Origin of the sequence: Pseudomonas sp. NY15435 (assembly GCF_048068295.1) — a bacterium.
GTDB lineage: Bacteria > Pseudomonadota > Gammaproteobacteria > Pseudomonadales > Pseudomonadaceae > Pseudomonas.
In genome coordinates, this window is the sequence record NZ_JBLUQA010000008.1 from 207,047 (window position 1) to 223,498 (window position 16,452).

Below are 16,452 nucleotides of genomic sequence, written 5' to 3' on the forward strand. Positions count from 1 at the left end.
TCCTGCTTCAGGGGCTCTTCGTAGGAGCGAGCTTGCTCGCGAACAGTCCAGCTCCGGTTCGCGAGCAAGCTCGCTCCTACAATGACGCTTTCTAGGCTGGGTGGATGCCCATGAAAGGAGTTATCCCCATGCACGACACCCTCGAACGCGTCTTCGGCTTTCGCCAATTCCGCCCCGGCCAGGAAGCGGCGGTCAGTGCGGTACTGGCCGGGCGCTCGGCGGCGGCGATCTTCCCCACCGGCTCGGGCAAGTCGCTGTGCTACCAGTTGCCGGCGCTGCTGCTGCCGCACCTGACCCTGGTGGTCTCGCCGCTGCTGGCACTGATGCAGGACCAGCTCGCCTTTCTTGCCCGCCACGGTATCGCCGCCGCCAGCATCGACTCGGCGCAAAGCCGCGAGCAGACAGCGCAGACCATGGCCCGCGCGCGTAGCGGCGAGCTGAAGGTGCTGATGATCTCGGTGGAGCGCCTGAAGAATGAGCGCTTCCGCAACTTCATCAGCGAAGTGCCTATCTCCCTGCTGGTGGTGGACGAGGCGCACTGCATTTCCGAATGGGGGCACAACTTCCGTCCCGACTACCTGAAGCTGCCGGACTACCAGAAGCAGTTCCGTATTCCCCAGGTGCTGCTGCTCACCGCCACAGCGACGCCGGCGGTGATCGCCGACATGCGCGCCAAGTTCGCCATCACCGAGAGCGATGTGGTCACCACTGGTTTCTACCGCGCCAACCTCGACCTGCAGATTGAGCCGATCTCCAGCGCCGCCCGCCGTGCGAGGCTGGTGCAGTGGCTGGGCGAGCGCGCCGGGCAGCCGGCCATCGTCTACGTCACCCAGCAGAAGACCGCTGAGGAAGTCGCCACGCACTTGGCCGAGCGCGGCATTCCCGCCTGTGCCTACCACGCGGGGATGGAACACCCGGAGCGCGAAGGCATCCAGCGCCGTTTCATGGATGGCTCGCTGAACTGCATCGTCGCCACCATCGCCTTCGGCATGGGTATCGACAAGAGCGACATCCGCCAGGTGGTGCATTACGACCTGCCAAAGTCGCTGGAAAACTACAGCCAGGAGATCGGCCGCGCCGGCCGCGATGGCCAGCGCTCGGAGTGCCTGGTCCTGGCCAACCGCGACAGCCTCAACGTGCTGGAGAACTTCGTCTACGGCGACACGCCCGAACGCGAAGGCATTCGCAACGTGCTGGAGGAAATCCGCCAGGCACCCAATGGCCAGTGGGAAACCATGCTGGTGCCGCTGTCGGACCAGTCCAACATTCGCCAGCTGCCGCTCAAGACGCTGTTGGTGCAGCTGGAATTGCGCGGCATCATCGCACCACGTTTCGCCTATTTCGCCGAATATCGCTACAAACTGTTGATTGATTCCTCCGCATTGCTGAGTCATTTCGAAGGCGAGCGGCGGCAGTTCGTCGAAGCCATCCTCAGCACCTCTGCACGCGCCCGAACCTGGGCGACCCTGGACTTCGACACGCTCTACAGCCGCCATGGCGCCGAGCGCGCGCGGGTGGTGAAGGCGCTGGACTACTTCCAGGAGCGCGGCTGGCTGGAGCTGGAGAGCAAGCAGATGACCGAGGTCTACTCGGTGCGCGACGCGTCCTTCTCTGTGGATAACCTGAGCGAAGAGCTGCACAGCTACTTCAAGCGTCACGAGGAAAGCGAGATCGCCCGCATTGGCGCCATGCTCGACCTGCTGGGCAGCTCGGAATGCCTGAGCTGGCGCCTGGCGCAGTACTTCGGCGACCAGCAGGCGCCGCGCCACTGCGGCCACTGTTCGGTCTGCGCCGGCCGCGTCGCCCGGCTGCCGGAGCCGCCCGCGTTGCCGCTGCTGGACGGCCGGTCGCTGCACGACCGCTGTGCCGCCTTCCTGGAAAAGTACCGTAGCGCCCGCGGCTCAGAGCCCAGCGCCGACTGCATCACCCGCTTCCTCTGTGGCATCAGCGTGCCGGCCTTCGCCCGCATGCGGGCGCGCACCTTGCCGGGCTATGCGACGCTGGAGGACTACCCCTACGCCCAGGTGCGCGACTGGGTTCAGGCGCAGCTCTGAACGCCGGAATACGGCGGCGCCACGCACGACTAAAGGTCGGCGTGATGCCGGCCGAGCTGCTTGTAGGGTGAGGGGAGGAAATTCCTCCTAGACTCACCAGGCACTGCCTGCCCAACGGCCGAGGAGCCCCAAGCATGTCCGTCGAGCATCTGGATGTACTGATCATCGGCGCCGGCCTGTCCGGCATCGGCGCCGCCTGCCATCTGCAGAAGCAATGCCCCGGCAAGTCCTACGCAATCCTCGAAGGCCGCGAGGCCATGGGCGGCACCTGGGACCTGTTCCGCTATCCGGGCATTCGCTCCGACTCGGACATGTACACCCTGGGCTACAACTTCAAGCCCTGGACCGATCCCAAGGCCATCGCCGACGGCCCGTCGATTCTCAACTACATCCGCGAGACCGCCCGCGAGTACCGCGTCGAGGACAAGGTGCGCTACCGCCACCGCGTGCTCAAGGCCGACTGGGACAGCAACACGGCGCGCTGGAACCTTACCGTGCAGCGTGGTGACGAGGCGGAGCCGGTGCGGATGAGCGCGCAGTTCCTCTTCATGTGCACCGGCTACTACCGCTACGACGCCGGCTACACCCCGGATTTCCCTGGTCGCGAAAGCTTCGCCGGGCAGGTCATCCACCCGCAGCTGTGGCCGGAAAACTTCGACTACAGCGGCAAGCGCATCGTGGTGATCGGCAGCGGCGCCACCGCCGTCACGCTGATCCCCTCGCTGACCGACAAGGCCGCCCACGTCACCATGCTGCAGCGTTCGCCGTCCTACGTGATCACGTTGCCGGCGAAGGACCCGATCTCCAACTTCCTGCGCAACTTCCTGCCGGAGAAGTGGGTGTATCGCCAGGCGCGGGCGCGCAACGTGACCATGCAGATGATCTTCTTCATGGCTTCCAAGGCGTTCCCCGGCGCGGTACGCAAACTCATGCTCAAGCTCGCCAACCTGCAGCTGGGCAAGGATTTCGACATGCGCCACTTCAGCCCGCGTTACAAGCCGTGGGATGAGCGTGTGTGCTGCGTGCCCGACGGTGACCTGTTCAAGGCGCTGCGCCAGGGACGCGCCTCGGTGGTCACCGACCACATCGAGCGCTTCACCGAGAAAGGCATCCTGCTCAAGTCCGGGCAGTTGCTGGAAGCGGACGTGATCGTCACCGCCACCGGGCTGGACCTGGTGATGTTCGGCGGCGCCGAGCTGGCCATCGACGGCAAGCCCTTCGAGGTCACGAAGAGCATGGGTTATCGCGGCATCATGCTGCGCGATTTGCCCAACCTCGCGGCCATCGTCGGCTATACCAACGCCAGCTGGACGCTCAAGGCGGACCTTTCCAGCGAGTACTTCTGCCGGTTGATCAATCACCTCGATGCCGTCGGCATGCGTCAGTGCACGCCGCGCCAGGCCGATGGCTCGGTGAAGGAAGAGCCCTTCCTCAACCTCAACTCCGGCTATATCCAGCGCGCCGCCGACCGCATGCCCAAGCAGGGCGACCGCACGCCGTGGAAGCTCTACCAGAACTACGCACTGGACCTCGCCCTGCTGCGCTTTGGCAAGGTCGAGGATGGCTACCTGGCCTTCACCTCGCCCAAGCAGCGCCAGGCCACGGCCGCTCCGGTGGAAGCGCTGGAGAGCTGATCCCCGGTCGGAGCCCGCCGGTCCTGGCGGGCTTCGTTCTATCGAGGCATCGGATAGACATTATCGATACGTCGCTCTGCAACAGGGCTGCCTCTCGGCTTACCATGCGCGCCATTCCCGCCCATGCCAGCCAGAGGACTTTCCATGCTGATCGAAGACGCCATCCGCAGCCGCCGCTCCATTCGTGGTTTCGACACTTCCTACGTGATGAGCCGCGAGGAGAAGGACGACCTGCTGCAACAGGCGCTGCTCGCTCCCACCTCGTTCAACCTGCAGCACGTGCGCCTGGTGGAAGTCAGCGACCCGCAGCTGCGCGCACAGATTCGCAAAGCCGGCTGGGACCAGGTGCAGATGACCGAGGCTTCGATGCTGGTGATCGTCTGTGCGCAGGTCGACAGCTGGGAGCAGAACGCCGAGCGCGTGTGGGACGGCGCCCCGGTTGAAGTGAAGAACTACATGGTCGGCGCCATCGACGGCTACTACCGCGACAAGCCGCAGACCCAGCGCGACGAAGCCATGCGCAGCTGCGGCCTGGTGGCCCAGACCCTGATGCTCGCCGCCCGTGGCCGCGGCCTGGACAGCGTGCCGATGGTCGGTTTCGACTTCGATGCTGTGGGCAAGCTGATCAACCTGCCAGCCAACCATGCCATCGGCCTGATGATCGCCGTGGGTAAACAGGCGGTGGAAGCCAAGCCGCGCATCGGCCGCCTGCCGCTGGAAGAGACGATCGTTCGCGATCGCTTCTGATCCCCACGAAACGCGCCTCCGGGCGCGTTTTTCTTTTCGTAGGAGCGAGCTTGCCCGCGAACCAGCCCAACACCAGTGTTTCGGGGGACGTCTGTTCGCGGGCAAGCTCGCTCCTACAACTTGGGCCTGGCCACGTCACTCACTCCGGCGCCGCCTCGACGATCCGCTCCACCAGCCATTGCAGCGCCGCATCCCGCTCGCGCTGGGCGAGATAGACCAGATCCAGGTGGAACTGCCCCACGTCGAATGGCAGCTCCAGCACCTGCAACGGCAGCAACTGAGCGAAATGCGCCGCCAGCCGCGTCGGCAGAACCGTCAGCAGATCCGTGCTCGCCACCAGATGCGCCGCCTGCAGGTAGTTGGGCGTGGTGTAGGCAATCTCGCGCTTGAGCCCCTGGCTGGCGAGCCACTGGTCGACCATGCCCTTGGTCTGCCCGCCGGAAACCCACAGGTGCCGCTGGCCGAGGAAGGTCTGCAGATCGATTGCGCCGTCCACCTGCGGATGCCCGCGCCGGGCCAGCAGGCGCAGCGTTTCGCTCGCCCAGGGACGGCGCTGGAAGCGCGCCGGCAGATCCTCGAAGCGGCCCAGCACCAGGTCGAGGTTGCCCTTGTCCAGCGCCTCGGCCGGCAGCGTGGGGGTCAGGTGCTGAATGGCGAGGCTCATGCCAGGCGCCGTGCTGCCCAGACTTTCGAGCAGGTGCGGCATGCACAACGCTTCCACATAGTCGGTCAGCGCCAGGGTGAAGCGCTGGCGGCTGCGTGCCGGGTCGAAGGTATCGCCGCCGGCCAGGCTCTGGCCGATGCGCTGCAGCGCATCGCGAATCGGCGCTTCGAGCTCCAGCGCCCGGGGCGTCGGCTGCATCGCCCGGCCGACGCGCACCAGCAGCGGATCATCGAGCAGTTCGCGCAGGCGGTTCAGCGCGTTGCTCACTGCCGGCTGGCTCAGTGACAGGCGCTCCGCCGCGCGCGAGACGTTGCGCTCGCGCAGCAGCGCGTCCAGGACGCGCAGCAGGTTGAGGTCGAACGTATTCATATTCATCAGCTGAATGCCACTTATCACAACTCAAAATTTCAAAAATAGTACCGCCTTCCCTAAGGTGAGTGGTCTTCAAACGAGCGCTTCAGGCTGACAAGAGGAACAACATGAGCCAGAACATCCGCATCGCCAGCGCCGCCGTCATCGGCGCCGGCACCATGGGCCGGGGCATTGCCATGTGCCTGGCGAACGCCGGGGTGCAGGTCCTGTGGCTGGACAACAACCCGCAGATGCTCACCCAGGCCCTAGGCGCCGTGGCCGACACCTACGCCCACAACGTCCGCCAGGGGCGCATCGACGAGGCCGAGGCGGCCCGCCGCCGTGCGCGCATCTCCCAGGTGGCGAATTACGCGGCGATCCGCGAGGTGGACCTGGTGATCGAGGCGGTGTACGAAAACCTGGAGCTCAAGCAGTCGATCTTCCGCGAGCTGGATGCGGCGCTGAAACCCTCGGCGATCCTGGCTTCCAACACTTCCTACCTGGATGTCGACGCGATCGCCGCGGTGACCTCGCGTCCGTCCCAGGTGCTCGGCCTGCACTTCTTCAGCCCGGCGCACATCATGAAGCTGCTGGAAATCGTGCGCGGCGCGAAAACCTCCCCCGCCGTGCTCGAAGCCGCGCTGGAACTGGGCGAGCGCATGGGCAAGGTCAGCGTGGTGGCCGGCAACTGCCACGGCTTCATCGGCAACCGCATGCTGGAGAAATACGTCCAGGAATCGCGCCGGTTGATCCTCGAAGGCTCGTTGCCGCACCAGGTGGACGCGGCGATCCAGGGCTTCGGTTTCGCCATGGGGCCGTTCCGCATGTTCGACGTGGTCGGCATCGACCTCGAATGGCGCGCCCGCGAGCTGGCCGGCAAGGGCCAGGACGCGCCGACCGTGCAGGTGGACAACCGCCTGTGCGAGATGGGCCGCTTCGGCCAGAAGAGCGGCAACGGCTTCTACCACTACGAGCCGGGCAGCCGGCAGGCCGAGCATGACCCGGAAGTCGACGCCCTGGTAGTGCGCGAATCCGAGCGCCTGGGTTACGCCCGCCGCGACATCGGCGCCGAGGAAATCCTCGAGCGCTGCCTGCTGGCCCTGGTCAACGAAGGCGCGAAGATCCTCGACGAAGGCATCGCCTCCGCCAGTGCCGACATCGACACCGTTTACCTCAATGGTTATGGCTTCCCGAAGGACAAGTCCGGCCCAATGGCCTGGGCCGATGCCCAGGGCCTGCAGAGCGTGCTGGCGCGCCTGCGTGACCTGGCCGGCGAGCACGGCGCGCACTGGCAGCCGGCCGCGCTGATCGAGCGCCTGGCCGCCGCCAATGGCCGCTTCGCCGACGTGAAACAGGAGTCCTTCGCATGAGTTACCAGGCACCCCTGCGCGACATGCGCTTCGTCCTTCATGAACTGTTCGACGTTAGCGCCCACTGCGAGCTGCTGGGCAACGGCCTCGACCGCGAGCTGATCGACGGCGTGCTGGAAGAAGGCGCGCGCTACACCGGCGAAGTGGTTGCGCCGTTGAACCGCAACAGCGACGAGCAGGGCGCGACCTTGCTCAATGGCGAAGTCACCACGCCCGATGGCTTCCGCGAGGCCTACCGGCAGTATTGCGACAATGGCTGGGCGAGCATGACCGGGCCGACCGAGTTCGGTGGCCAGGGTTTCCCGCAGATGGTTTCGGCCAGTTTCCACGAGATGCTGATGGCCGCCTCGCTGTCCTTCCGCGTCTATTCCGGCCTCACCGAAGGCGCAGTGCTGGCGCTGTACAAGCACGGTGCGCCGGAGTTGCAGCGCGACTACCTGGGCAAGATGGTCAGCGGCGTGTGGACCGGCACCATGTGCCTCACCGAGCCGCAGGCCGGCACCGACCTCGCGCTGCTGCGCACCCGCGCCGAGCCGCAGGCTGACGGCAGCTATCAGGTCAGTGGCAGCAAGATATTCATCAGCGGCGGCGAGCAGGACCTGTCCGAGAACATCGTTCACCTGGTGCTGGCGCGCCTGCCGGATGCGCCGGCCGGGGTGAAGGGCATCAGCCTGTTCCTCGTGCCGAAATTCATCGCCAATGCCGACGGCACGCCCGGCGCACGCAACTCCCTGAGCTGCGGCGCCATCGAGCACAAGATGGGCATCAAGGGCGCGTCCACCTGCGTGATGAACTTCGACGGCGCCTCCGGCTGGCTGATCGGCCAGGCCAACCAAGGGCTGGCGTGCATGTTTACCATGATGAACGACGCGCGCTTCCAGGTCGGCCTGCAGGGGTTGGGCATCGCCGAGCGCTCCTGCCAGGGCGCGCTGGCCTATGCCCGCGAGCGCCTGCAATCGCGCGCGCTGACCGGTGCGGCGGAGCCGTCGAAAGCTGCCGACCCGATCATCGTCCACCCCGACGTGCGGCGCATGCTCTTGACCCAGAAGACCCTCACCGAGGGCTGCCGCATGGTGTCCGCGCTCTGCGCCCGTGAGCTGGACCTGGAGCACGGCCACCCCGAGGCCGAGGCCCGCAAGGCCGCGAGCAAGCGCGCAGCGCTGCTGATCCCCATCGTGAAGTCGTTCTTCACTGATGTCGGCCAGGAGGTGTCCAGCCTCGGCGTGCAGGTCTTCGGCGGCCACGGCTACATCCGCGAGTGGGGCATGGAGCAACTGATGCGCGACAGCCGCATCACCCAGATCTACGAAGGCACCAACGGCATCCAGGCCCTCGACCTGATCCGCCGCAAGTTGCTGGGCGATGGCGGCACGGAGCTGAACGCGCTGATCGGCGAGCTCGCCGCTATCTGTGAAACCGCCGGTGCTCGCGCTGAGCTGGCCGTTCTGGCTGAAACCGTACGTCAGCGCCTGCTGGAGTGGCGCAGCCTGACCAGCGAAGTGATCGCCGCCTGCCAGCGTGACCCACAGGAAATCGGTGCCACTTCGGTGGACTTCCTGCAGTACTGCTCCTACGTGCTGCTCGCCGGACTCTGGGTGCAGGCCGCCGGCGTGGCCGAGGCGAAGCTGGCGGCCGGCGAGGGCGACGCGGATTTCTACCGCGCCAAGCTCGCCAGCGCCGAGTTCTACGTCAAGCGCATCCTGCCGCGCGCCAGCATGCACCGCGAGGCGCTGCTGGGCGGCGCGGATTGCCTGATGGGGCTGGATGCGGAGCACTTTGCGTTCTGATGGCCTGAGGTAAAGAAAAACGCCGCGCCGGGGGGGCCGGGGCGGCGTTTTTCTTTGAAGGTACGGAGTTGGGCGTTCCCTCTCCCTAACCCTCTCCCTGAAGGGAGAGGGGATATCCGAGTGAGGCGCACTTGCTTACGTCACCGGCGAGCACGGTGTGTTCATTTCGCTCCGAACCGCTCCCTCTCCCTGAAGGGAGAGGGCTGGGGAGAGGGCACTTGCGCTGAAAATCTCAAGCCCGCTCCCAAACCTCGAACGCATAAGCCGGCGTCTCGCCTTCGGCGTCATGTTCGATGCTCGACGCCAGGTGCCAGTGCGCTTCATCCACTTCCGGGAAGTGCGCATCACCCGCCGGGCTCAACCCCACGCGGGTCAGGTACAGCCGCTCGGCGCGCTCCAGTGCCTCACCATACAGCTGCGCACCACCGATCAGCATCAGCTCGTCGGCTTCCTCTTCCTTGGCCCACTGTTCGGCCCGCTCCAGCGCGGCGTCGAGGCTGGTGAAGACTTCCGCACCTTCAAGCTTCAGCCCGGCCTGGCGAGTGACTACGATGTTCAGCCGGCCCGGCAGCGGGCGGCCCAGCGAATCCCAGGTCTTGCGGCCCATGATCACCGGCTTGCCCAGGGTCATCGCCTTGAAGTGCTTGAGGTCCTGCGGCAGGTGCCAGGGCAGGCGGTTGTCGACGCCGATCACGCGGTTGTCGGCAAGGGCGGCGATCATCGCCAGGGGCAGGGCTTCGGACATCGTGACTCCAGTGCTGAACATCAGTGGGAACTCCCAGTGCCAGAGGATACCAGCCGCTCGCCCTCGGCGGGGCCGGCGGCGGGCGGAACGCGCATGAAGAAGGTGCCGTCCTCGTTGACCTGGGTGATGCCGGTGGAGAGCACCTTGCGATAGTCCTTGAGGTTGAAGACCAGCGTCTGGTCCGGACGCTCGGCCTTGAGCAGCACCTGCGAGTAGGTGATGAGAATCTCGAAGATCTTCAGGTCCCCCGATTGCAGCCAGATATAGGACGGTCCCGCCTGGCGCGGCGGCTCGAAGGCCAGCGAAGCGGTGCCGGGCTTGGGCGCGAATTTCAGGTGCAGGCCCTTGGTGTCCAGCCAGCTGGATTCCACCCGGCCATCGATGCCCACCAGCGGGAAGACCTGGTGGTAGTTCAGGTGCATCACGTTGTCCTGCAGCACCGCACCGGGTCGCTCAAGCGTCACCAGCGAATCCAGGCGCAGGCCCACCAGGCTCATGGCGCCGTAGCTGGGCACGCCGAGCACCTTCACGCTGTCGGGCTGGTAGTCGAGGTTGTCGCCGTCGAGCTTCACCGTGCCGGAGAGCCGCAGCGGCAGCCAGGGCCCGACGCCCAGCGGCTGCACCTCGCCGGCCACCAGCAGGCGGTCGCCCTCGATGCTCAGCTTGAAGTCGCGCAGCATGGTCTCCGGGTAGGCGAGGATGTGTTGGTTGAACAGGTTGGCAAGCTGCTCGGGGCTGAGGATCACCTCGCCCTCGGAGACGTTGATGCGCATGTCCTGCGGGCGGTCGAAGTCGATCGGCTCGCCGGCCTTGAGCGGCACCAGCCAGCCCTTGAGCAGCGGGCTGTGGAAGCCGATGTTGCCCTGGAAGTACATGTCCACGTTGTTCAGCAGGATGCCCACGCCGTCCTGGCCGGAATCGCGCAGGCCGCCCGGCCGGCTGGCCTTGAAGTCCGGCGCTGGCGGCGTCTGCTGGAACCAGCCCTGGCGCAGCACGCCCAGTTCACGCTGCTGCTTGTCGATGGCGCTCTCGGCGACGGCCTGGCCGGCCAGCGCGAGGCAGAGTAGGGAAGCGAGGAGGGTTCTCATAGGGCTTTCTCCTCCGGGGCGGGCGCTTTAACGGGCGAGACGGCGATGTGCACCATGCCGTCCTCGCGCAGGCGGATCTCGCCGTACTGCAGCTGGCGGCGGTAGTCGTAGAGATTGAACAGCAGCGGCGCGTCGGGACTCAGGCTGGTGAACAGCGCGTAGGCCTTCACCAGGATGGTCCGCGCCATCTTGATGTCGCCGCCCTCGATGAACATGTAGCTCTTGGGTGCCTTGAGCTGCGGCCATTTCAGCTCGGCCAGATCGTTGCCCAGCAGCAGGTCCATCCCGCCGTCGGCGAGCTTCAGGCTGCTGACGGTGAAGTCCAGGCGCGGCGGCGGGAACAGGCCGTCGAGGTCGACCAGGATGCGGTTGCCGATCAGCTGCATGTGCGCGGTGTGCAGTTGCAGCACCTCGGACATCTCGATGGACGCGGCGGTCAGCGAGGGCGTGACGTCCACGTTGTCGACGAAGATCCGCTGCGGCACCAGCGCCACCTTCAGCGGCCCCGCCTGCTCGATCCCGGTGACCATCCGCAGCGGTCGCCAGCGCCCCTTGCGCAGCAGTTCGCCATGGACTTCCTGGCCGTCGGCGCGGGTGCTGAGCTTGAGGTTGCGCACCGGCGCGTTGGCGTTACGCAGCTCCTCGTTGAGCAGGCTGGCGAGGGTGGCGTCGGTAACGAAGATGTCCCCGGCCTGGATGCGCGCGACCATGGACTTCGGGTCGTCGAGCATCAGCGGCGTACCGGCCCCGGCCACCGGGCTCATCTGGATCAGCATCTTGCGGATGAAGAAGCCGATGTCGTCGTGCAGGCGAAAGTCGGTCTGGCTGATCCACAGTTGCGAGGTGTTGCTGGCGGACTGCCGGGCGCTGACGTGGGCGTCCAGCACGCGCGGTGGCACGGCCCGCATCAGCGGAGTGTCAGGGCCCCAGTTGGAAGGGCGCACCGGGGGAGTTTCCACGGCGGCCGCGGTGGCGGCGGCCAGCAGCAGGGGCAAGGCACTGAGCATCGAGCGCAGCATGGCGAGGCCTCATTGTTGTAGTTATCCCCTGAGTCTGAGGCTGGCCGGGCGCGGCGAGAGCCCCTCCTTGGTTTGGTTGACGCCACTGGGTGTTACCGGCGGTGCCGGGACGCGGCGGCGAGCAGCGGTTATCCTTGGGGCCGAGTACCGACTGTCGGAGACCCCGTGAGCGAAACCCCCGCTTCCGCCCTCGAATCCCTGTGGCTGTGCGAGGCCGTGCGCCTGCGCGAGGAGCAGGTCGGCCCGCTGGAAGACAGCGAAGCCAACCGCCGCGCCATCGTCAGCGGCGGTGACCTCGCCCGCCGCCTGCAACAGCGCGCGCTGCTGCTCGCCGAACGCGACGGCCAGCTCGGCGCTCTGCGCACCTGGGTACAGGGCTCGCGCCTGGCGCTTTATCTCTTGCTGGCGCTGGCGCTGTTCACCGGCGGTGGCCTGGCCTTCGCCGCGCTGGGCGACGGCCAGCGCCCGGTGAATGTGTTCTGGGCCCTGGCCAGCCTGCTCGGCCTGCACCTGATCACCCTGATCGGCTGGGCCCTGGCCTTCTTCGCCGGCGGCGAGGCGGCTGGTGCACTCGGTCGCCTGTGGTTGTGGCTGAGTGGCAAGCTCGCCCGCGACGCGCACGCCGCGCAGCTGGCGCCGGCGCTGCTGGTGCTGCTGGACCGGCAGAAGCTCACGCGTTGGGCGCTCGGCCTGCTGGTCCATGGCCTCTGGTTCGTTGCACTCACGACCGCGCTGGGCGTGATGCTGGCGCTACTGGCGACGCGACGCTACGGCTTCGTCTGGGAGACCACCATTCTCGGCGGCGACACCTTCATTGCGTTGACCCACGGGCTCGGCGCGTTGCCCTCGCTGCTCGGCTTCCCGCAGCCGGATTCGGAGCTGGTGCGCGCCAGCGGCGATGCCCTGGTGGCCAGCGAGAATGCGCGCCACGCCTGGGCCGGCTGGCTGGTGGGCATCCTGCTGGTGTACGGCGTGCTGCTGCGTGGCGCGCTGTGGCTGCTTTGCCTGTGGCAGTGGAAGCGTGGGCGTGCGCAACTGGCGCTGGATGTCTCGCTGCCCGGCTACGCCCTGCTGCGCGAGCGGCTGATGCCGGCCAGCGAGCGTCTGGGCGTCAGCGATGCCGCGCCCGATGAACTGGTCGAACCGCAGGCGCAGGCCCCGGCGGCCACTGCCGATGGCGCGGTGCTGGTCTCCATCGAACTGCTCGACCGGCCCAACTGGCCGCCGAAGCTGCCGGACAGCATCGCCAATGCCGGCGACCTCGATGACGGCGCCCAGCGCCGCCGCCTGCTGGAGCAACTCACCCGCTACCCGCCGGCGCGCCTGGTGATCGCCTGCGACCCACGCCGCTCGCCGGATCGCGGCACCCTGGCGTTGATCGCCGAGCTCTCGCGCTGCGCCGCCGCTACCCGTGTCTGGCTGCTGCAGGCGCCTGCCGGCGAAGCGCTGGACGCCGAGCGCCTGGGCGATTGGCACGCCAGCATCGAACGGCTGCAACTGCCGCACACCTCGGCATCCCCGCTGGGCTGGCTGGAGACCGGGCATGACTGATTCGCTGAAACTGGCCGTGGTTGGCCACACCAATGTCGGCAAGACCTCGTTGCTGCGCACCCTGACCCGCGACGTGGGCTTCGGCGAAGTCTCCCACCGACCCAGCACCACGCGGCATGTGGAAGGTGCGCGGTTGTCGGTGGACGGCGAGCCGCTGCTGGAGCTTTACGACACGCCCGGCCTGGAGGACGCCATCGCCCTGCGCGACTTTCTCGATGGCCTGGAGCGGCCCGGCGAACGCCTGGATGGTCCGGAGAAACTGCGGCGCTTCCTCGATGGCAGCGAGGCTCTCGGTCGGTTCGAGCAGGAAGCCAAGGTGCTGCGCCAGTTGCTCGCTTCCGACGCCGGCCTCTATGTGATCGACGCTCGGGAGCCGGTGCTGGCCAAGTACCGCGACGAACTGGCGGTGCTCGCCGCCTGTGCTCGACCCTTGTTACCAGTACTCAACTTCGTCGCCAGCCCGCAGCACCGCGAGGAGCAGTGGCGCGAGGCGTTGTCCCGTCTCGGCCTGCATGCATTGGTGCGTTTCGACAGCGTGGCGCCGCCGCTGGACGGCGAGCGGCGCCTGTACGAAAGCCTGGCGCTGCTGCTGGAGCGTGCGCGCCCGCAGCTGGATCGGCTGGTGGCCGATCACGAGGCCCAGGCCGTCGCCCGTCGTGAGGCTGGTGCGCGGCTGATCGCCGAAATGCTGGTGGATGTCGCCGCCTGCCGCCAGTTGGTGCCCGCTGGCGACGCCGCGGTACGGGATGCCACCGAGACGCTGCGCAACCAGGTGCGCAAGCGCGAAGACACCTGCGTGAAGGCGCTGCTCAGCCTCTACGCGTTCCGCAAGGACGACGCTCGCGCAGTCGACCTCCCGCTGATGGATGGCCGCTGGGGCGACGACCTGTTCAACCCGGAAACCCTGCGGCAGCTGGGCATTCGCCTCGGCGGCGGTGTCGCGGCCGGTGCGGCGGCGGGGGCGGGGATCGACCTGCTGGTGGGTGGCCTGACCCTGGGTGCGGCCACTGCGCTGGGCGCCATCGCTGGTGGCGCCTGGCAGACCGTCGGCCATTACGGCCAGCGCCTGCTGGGCAAGCTCAAAGGCAGCCGCGAGCTTTCCGTGGACGACAGCGTGCTGCGCTTGCTGGCGCTGAGGCAGCGGCAATTGCTGGCGGCCTTGCAGGTTCGCGGGCATGCGGCGGTGGAGGCGATCCACCTGCAGTCACCGGAAGACAAGCAATGGCGTGAGGGCAAGCTACCCGATGCTCTGCGCAAGGCGCGGGCGCATCCGGAGTGGTCGGGTCTCAATGGTCGCCGCCGCAGCGAAAAAACCGAGCGGCAGGAGGCGGTAGCGCAGTTGGTCACGCAGTTGCTCGAACCGTAAATGCGGTGTGGCGGCGGTTCGCGAGCGAGCTCGCTCCTACAGGGGCGCCGCTCTTCTGTAGGAGCGGGCTTGCTCGCGAATACTCCTAGACCAGCGAAACCATCTCCACCTCGGCCGTCCCATCGACCACGGTCAGGATCGCCAACGCAATCGGCAACTTGAACCGCCGTGGCCCCGCGCTGCCCGGATTCAGATACAGCACCCCATCGCGCACCTCGCTCAGCGGCTTGTGCGAATGCCCCGCGACCACCACGTCGATACCTTCGGCGACGGGATCGATGGCCAATTGCTTGAGATCGTGGATCAGGTAGAGCCGCAGCCCGCCCAGCTCCAGCAGCAAGGTCTCGGGCAACGCGCCAGCCCAGTCGTCAGTGTCGTTGTTGCCGCGCACCACCTCCAGCGGCGCGAGTTCGCGCAGCTGATCCAGCAGCGTGGCAGGGCCGATATCGCCCAGGTGCAAGATGCGTTCGCAGCCTTGCAATGCCGCCAGCGCTTCGGGGCGCAGCAAGCCGTGGGTGTCGGCGATGACGCCGATGCGCAGGGAAGTGGTCATGCAGGGGAGCATAAACGACGACGCCACCCGAAGGTGGCGTCGTGGCAGATCAGCCGTTGTGCGAGGCCCTGGCGGCTTCGGACTCAGGCAGGAACCAGTTCAGCAGCAGGGCGCAGATGCCGCCGGTGGCAACGCCGGACTCCAGCACGTTGCGGATCGCGTGGGGCATGTGCGCGAGGAACTCGGGCACCTGCGAGATGCCCAGGCCCAGCGCCAGGCTGACGGCGATGATCAGCAGCGCGCGGCGGTCCAGGTGGGTGCCGGCGAGGATGTTGATGCCCGAGGCGGCGACCGCGCCGAACATCACCATCACTGCGCCGCCGAGCACCGGCTCGGGAACGGCCTGGATCACGCCGGCCACGCTGGGGAACAGGCCCAGCACGATCAGCATCGCGGCGATCCACAGGCCGACGTGGCGGCTGGCGACGCCGGTCAGCTGGATCACCCCGTTGTTCTGCGCGAACACCGAGCTGGGGAAGGTATTGAACAGGCCGGCCAGCAGCGAGTTGGCGCCGTTCACCAGCACGCCACCCTTGATGCGCTGCATCCACAGCGGGCCTTCGACCGGCTGCTTGGAGATCTTGCTGGTGGCGGTGACGTCACCAATGGCTTCCAGCGAAGTGACCAGGTAGATCACCAGCATCGGGATGAACAGGCTCCAGGAGAAGCCCACACCAAAATGCAGCGGCACCGGGATCTGGAAGGCCGGCGCCTCGTGCATGCCGGTGAAGTCCAGGCGGCCCAGGTAGCCGGCCAGCGCATAGCCCACGGCCAGGGCGATGACGATGGCGCCGCTGCGCATCCATACCACCGGAATGCGGTTGAGGATGACGATGATCGCCAGCACCAGGCCCGACAGCATCAGGTTCTCGCCGTTGGCGAAGGTGCCGTTGGCCATGGCCGAGAAGCCGCCGCCCATGCTGATCAGGCCAACCTTGATCAGGGTCAGGCCGATCATCAGCACCACGATGCCGGTAACCAGCGGGGTGATCAGGCGCTTCACGAAGGGCAGGATGCGCGACACGCCCATCTCCACGAAGGAGCCGGCCATGACCACGCCGAAGATGGCCGCCATCACTGCTTCCACCGGGGTGCCGTTCTTCACCATCAGCGCACCGCCAGCGATCAGCGGACCGACGAAGTTGAAGCTGGTGCCCTGGACGATCAGCAGGCCCGCGCCGAACGGCCCGAAGCGCTTGCACTGGACGAAGGTGGCGATGCCGGAGATCACCAGCGACATCGACACGATGAGGTTGGTGTCGCGCGGCGACACGCCCAGCGCCTGGCAGATCAGCAGGCCGGGGGTGACGATCGGCACGATGATCGCCAGCAGATGCTGCAGCGCCGCCAGCAGGGCGATGGGCAGGGCGGGGCGGTCTTCCAGGCCGTAGACCAGGTCGGGCTGGTCCTTGGCGGCGGACGGGTTCTCGAGGGAGCTCATGGGCGGCGGTCCGGGAAAAAAGAGCGCGATTTTACTGGCCCACGGCGGGATCGCACAGTGCCATGAGGCAAGGAGGGATGAG

13 protein-coding genes are annotated in these 16,452 nt (G+C 67.0%); 7 read left to right on the plus strand and 6 right to left on the minus strand.

From position 1 onward, the window contains the following. Nucleotides 1-128 precede the first annotated feature (128 nt). From ACNFH5_RS20285 to ACNFH5_RS20295, 3 genes are all read left to right on the plus strand, one after another. Entirely contained in the window at nucleotides 129-2,054 is a 1,926-nt protein-coding gene (locus ACNFH5_RS20285; RefSeq protein WP_416748988.1) for a RecQ family ATP-dependent DNA helicase, read from the plus strand. Nucleotides 2,055-2,188: 134 nt separating this feature from the next. Further along, nucleotides 2,189-3,688 (plus strand): flavin-containing monooxygenase, encoded by a 1,500-nt coding sequence (locus ACNFH5_RS20290; RefSeq protein WP_416748990.1) that lies wholly within the window; start codon nucleotides 2,189-2,191, stop codon nucleotides 3,686-3,688. A gap of 144 nt (nucleotides 3,689-3,832) precedes the next feature. Next, on the plus strand, nucleotides 3,833-4,435 hold the full coding sequence (locus ACNFH5_RS20295) for a nitroreductase family protein (RefSeq protein ID WP_416748992.1): 603 nt from the start codon (nucleotides 3,833-3,835) through the stop codon (nucleotides 4,433-4,435). Nucleotides 4,436-4,574: 139 nt separating this feature from the next. Here the strand turns inward: ACNFH5_RS20295 and ACNFH5_RS20300 are convergent, their stop codons facing one another. Beyond that, the gene (locus ACNFH5_RS20300) at nucleotides 4,575-5,474 is read right to left on the minus strand and encodes a LysR family transcriptional regulator (protein ID WP_416748994.1); all 900 of its coding nucleotides are present in this window, start codon (nucleotides 5,472-5,474) and stop codon (nucleotides 4,575-4,577) included. Nucleotides 5,475-5,578: 104 nt separating this feature from the next. Here ACNFH5_RS20300 and ACNFH5_RS20305 point away from each other — a divergent pair, with 104 nt between their 5' ends. Together ACNFH5_RS20305 and ACNFH5_RS20310 are read left to right on the plus strand one after the other, a co-directional pair. Next, the gene (locus ACNFH5_RS20305; protein WP_416748996.1) at nucleotides 5,579-6,820 is read left to right on the plus strand and encodes a 3-hydroxyacyl-CoA dehydrogenase NAD-binding domain-containing protein; all 1,242 of its coding nucleotides are present in this window, start codon (nucleotides 5,579-5,581) and stop codon (nucleotides 6,818-6,820) included. Next, nucleotides 6,817-8,607: an acyl-CoA dehydrogenase C-terminal domain-containing protein gene (locus ACNFH5_RS20310; RefSeq protein ID WP_416748998.1), complete on the plus strand. Its 1,791-nt coding sequence runs from the start codon at nucleotides 6,817-6,819 to the stop codon at nucleotides 8,605-8,607. Before ACNFH5_RS20305 ends, ACNFH5_RS20310 begins: the two co-directional genes overlap by 4 nt. Before the next feature lie 232 nt (nucleotides 8,608-8,839). On the opposite strand, the gene ACNFH5_RS20315 is transcribed toward ACNFH5_RS20310, so the two are convergent. The 3 genes from ACNFH5_RS20315 to ACNFH5_RS20325 are packed head-to-tail and all read right to left on the minus strand — an operon-like array spanning nucleotide 8,840 to nucleotide 11,459. Then, a complete protein-coding gene (locus ACNFH5_RS20315) occupies nucleotides 8,840-9,352 on the minus strand; it encodes a dihydrofolate reductase (RefSeq protein ID WP_416749000.1) in 513 nt (170 codons plus the stop codon). Between the two features lie 20 nt (nucleotides 9,353-9,372). Next, nucleotides 9,373-10,440 carry a hypothetical protein gene (locus tag ACNFH5_RS20320; RefSeq protein WP_416749002.1) on the minus strand — a complete coding sequence of 356 codons (1,068 nt, stop codon included), beginning with the start codon at nucleotides 10,438-10,440 and terminating at the stop codon, nucleotides 9,373-9,375. Then, nucleotides 10,437-11,459, minus strand: coding sequence for a hypothetical protein (locus tag ACNFH5_RS20325; protein ID WP_416749004.1), 1,023 nt, complete (start codon nucleotides 11,457-11,459; stop codon nucleotides 10,437-10,439). The genes ACNFH5_RS20320 and ACNFH5_RS20325 overlap by 4 nt, the downstream gene beginning before the upstream one ends. Before the next feature lie 165 nt (nucleotides 11,460-11,624). On the opposite strand from ACNFH5_RS20325, the gene ACNFH5_RS20330 reads away from it, so the two are divergent. Next, nucleotides 11,625-13,010, plus strand: coding sequence for a DUF2868 domain-containing protein (locus ACNFH5_RS20330; protein WP_416749006.1), 1,386 nt, complete (start codon nucleotides 11,625-11,627; stop codon nucleotides 13,008-13,010). After that, nucleotides 13,003-14,376, plus strand: coding sequence for a GTPase/DUF3482 domain-containing protein (locus tag ACNFH5_RS20335; protein ID WP_416749008.1), 1,374 nt, complete (start codon nucleotides 13,003-13,005; stop codon nucleotides 14,374-14,376). Before ACNFH5_RS20330 ends, ACNFH5_RS20335 begins: the two co-directional genes overlap by 8 nt. A gap of 85 nt (nucleotides 14,377-14,461) precedes the next feature. Here ACNFH5_RS20335 and ACNFH5_RS20340 read toward each other — a convergent pair whose 3' ends face one another. Both ACNFH5_RS20340 and ACNFH5_RS20345 read right to left on the minus strand, forming a co-directional pair. Then, nucleotides 14,462-14,929, minus strand: coding sequence for a metallophosphoesterase family protein (locus tag ACNFH5_RS20340; RefSeq protein ID WP_416749009.1), 468 nt, complete (start codon nucleotides 14,927-14,929; stop codon nucleotides 14,462-14,464). 49 nt (nucleotides 14,930-14,978) lie between these two features. Further along, nucleotides 14,979-16,370 (minus strand): nucleobase:cation symporter-2 family protein, encoded by a 1,392-nt coding sequence (locus ACNFH5_RS20345; protein ID WP_416749011.1) that lies wholly within the window; start codon nucleotides 16,368-16,370, stop codon nucleotides 14,979-14,981. Between the last annotated feature and the right edge of the window lie 82 nt (nucleotides 16,371-16,452).

Coding starts and splice junctions, on each gene's coding strand:
- ACNFH5_RS20315 (WP_416749000.1), bottom strand. CDS start 9,352: ATGTCCGAAGCCCTGCCCCTGGCGATGATCGCCGCCCTTGCCGACAAC.
- ACNFH5_RS20320 (WP_416749002.1), bottom strand. CDS start 10,440: ATGAGAACCCTCCTCGCTTCCCTACTCTGCCTCGCGCTGGCCGGCCAG.
- ACNFH5_RS20340 (WP_416749009.1), bottom strand. CDS start 14,929: ATGACCACTTCCCTGCGCATCGGCGTCATCGCCGACACCCACGGCTTG.
- ACNFH5_RS20345 (WP_416749011.1), bottom strand. CDS start 16,370: ATGAGCTCCCTCGAGAACCCGTCCGCCGCCAAGGACCAGCCCGACCTG.
- ACNFH5_RS20335 (WP_416749008.1), top strand. CDS start 13,003: ATGACTGATTCGCTGAAACTGGCCGTGGTTGGCCACACCAATGTCGGC.
- ACNFH5_RS20295 (WP_416748992.1), top strand. CDS start 3,833: ATGCTGATCGAAGACGCCATCCGCAGCCGCCGCTCCATTCGTGGTTTC.
- ACNFH5_RS20285 (WP_416748988.1), top strand. CDS start 129: ATGCACGACACCCTCGAACGCGTCTTCGGCTTTCGCCAATTCCGCCCC.
- ACNFH5_RS20325 (WP_416749004.1), bottom strand. CDS start 11,459: ATGCTGCGCTCGATGCTCAGTGCCTTGCCCCTGCTGCTGGCCGCCGCC.
- ACNFH5_RS20310 (WP_416748998.1), top strand. CDS start 6,817: ATGAGTTACCAGGCACCCCTGCGCGACATGCGCTTCGTCCTTCATGAA.
- ACNFH5_RS20300 (WP_416748994.1), bottom strand. CDS start 5,474: ATGAATATGAATACGTTCGACCTCAACCTGCTGCGCGTCCTGGACGCG.
- ACNFH5_RS20305 (WP_416748996.1), top strand. CDS start 5,579: ATGAGCCAGAACATCCGCATCGCCAGCGCCGCCGTCATCGGCGCCGGC.
- ACNFH5_RS20290 (WP_416748990.1), top strand. CDS start 2,189: ATGTCCGTCGAGCATCTGGATGTACTGATCATCGGCGCCGGCCTGTCC.